The sequence below is a fragment of the Bartonella sp. AP88HLJMH genome, from assembly GCF_042195605.1.
Taxonomy (GTDB): Bacteria; Pseudomonadota; Alphaproteobacteria; order Rhizobiales; family Rhizobiaceae; genus Bartonella.
Window position 1 is genome coordinate 1 of record NZ_JBHIOR010000061.1, and the last position, 2,180, is coordinate 2,180.

The 2,180-nt window shown below is 48.0% G+C and carries 1 protein-coding gene; it reads right to left on the reverse strand.

From position 1 onward, the window contains the following. Positions 1–2,051: phage tail tape measure protein (locus ACFIMA_RS09455; protein ID WP_375693774.1), on the reverse strand; the 2,051-nt coding region annotated here is incomplete at its 3' end. Between the last annotated feature and the right edge of the window lie 129 nt (positions 2,052–2,180).

Genomic DNA, 2,180 nt, shown 5'->3' on the forward strand with positions numbered 1-2,180 from the left:
AAAGATTTACAAAAATCCATCAATTGTGAGATAGACGACATAAAGCCATCGACAATCGAATTAGCCAGATCTTCGCCCGCTTGTTCCATACCAGCCTTGGCACTCTCCGAGAGCTTTTCCTGTGTAAAAAAACTCTTCAACCATTGCCAAAAGTTGGAAAAGCTTTGTTTAACGCCTTCCCACAAATTGCCAAACCACTCGACAACAGAGGAAAGCTCTTGTTTAAACTTTTGCCAAGTTTGAGAGAAATCAAAAGCAGCAGCAATGATATTTTTCCATTTGGTGATGGTGGTGGGTTCAGCACCAAAAAAGCGCATGACGGCTTCAAAGGCTTGCCCAAAAGCCCGAGATACCCCCCGTGCAAAGCCCTTCATAAAAGAAGAAAAACGATCCCAATATTTCCACAAAGCAAAACCAGCAGCCAGTATGACCGCCACAACAGCAGCAACCACAGCCCCTATTGGGGTAAAAATACCCCCCACAACAGAGGAAATACCCGCCCCAACCACTTCGATCACTGTCCCAACAGAGCCAAAAGAGGCAGCAAATGCACTTCCTGAGACAGCAATCCCCCGTAAAGCCCCGACCAACAAGGTCATGGGGCGTAAGAGTCGGAGTGAACTTGCCCCAAGACCCGCGGTTAGCAAGCCCAGCGAGCGCCCTGCGGCTGCTAAGCCCCGCCAGCTTGCAGCAACACCACGACTGAGTACTCTAAGCTTAATAAAAGAGCCCATCAATTGAAGAAGCCCAAGACGTGTGCCAGCCATGGTAAAGCGCAACACGCGCAGAGCAATATTAAAAGCCATCAGAGCGGCAATGGTTTTGATAATAGCGCTTGTTAAAGTGGGATGGGCATTCGCCCACGCCATAAGCCCATTGGTAAAATTGCCAACACTTTCCATCAAACTGTTGAGGGGGGGCAGAAGCACTTCACCAATGGTGATGCCCAGAGCCACAATACGGTTTTGCAAGAGTTCAAATTGCCGCATGGCACCGGTTGCTTGTTTGTCTGCTTCTTGTTCTACAGAACCTTTAAAGACTTGTGGATCTTTCACATAATCTAAAGCTTGCCCTAACAATTCGGGGTTACCCACCAATTTGGCAAAATCACCAGTAAAATCGCGCCCAGCAATGGCAATCAGCGAGCGCATCCCCTGTTCGGATTTACCCAACACATTAAAAAAGCGCACCAAAGTGCCGGTAGCATCTTTGTCCAGATCTTGCATGAACTTTTCGCGAGAAAGCCCGATATTGGCAAAAGCATCTTCAATATGCTTGCCTCCTGCCTGAATACGGGCACTCATGGCATTAAAACCACGCGCGGCACTCTCTGGAACAATCCCAGCAGAAATCATCGCCGTACCAAATGCCGCAGTTTCGCGCGCGGTGAGCTTAAACATGGTTGCCGCACCGGTGGCACGATTGGTAAAATCAGACACTTCACTGGCTTTTGCCGCCATGTGATTAGAGAGATGATTGATAGCATCGCCTAGATCTTCAATGCCTGCCTGATTAAGCTTAAAGACATTGCGCAACTTGGCAAAGCGCTCCCCAATCTGATCTCCCGTCATATCAAAAGCTACAGCTGCTTTAGCGGCATAAATGCTAAAAGCTTCTAGATCTTGTTCGCCAATCCCTGCTTGGCTGGCACTGGTCATCAATTCTAAGACTTCACGCGCCGCTAACGGAATCTTGGTGGAGGTTTCAAGCGCAAAACGGCGCAATTCCTTTAAGCGATCAAGGGGGGCATCGAGAACCTTTTCTAGTCCCTTCATCGATTGGTCAAATTGCATGGCTTTATAGAGCGGTGCAATTAAGGTTGCTGTTTGCGCAAGCGCACCCACCATACGCCCCCGCGCATGGTTAAAAGCATTTTCCGCATTCTTTGTCGCATCCTCAAGATGCTCAGGGTCAAACCACCCTTTAAAATGCTGCCTTGTCTTGTTTTGGAAATGTGCAACATCTGAACTAAAGGCTGCAAGATCCCGCTTGGCAGAAGCTATCCCCTCTTGCAGATGATTGACAAAACGCACAACAAGGGAAACATCCATGACGATTCTTTATCCTAACTGATGACTTTCATATTCTTGTTGTTTCAGGCGTGCGAGTTCTTCTCGATAGGCAATCACATCCAGCCAATCCATCTGGTTAATCTCTGAAGGCGCCCAGTGATAATAAAG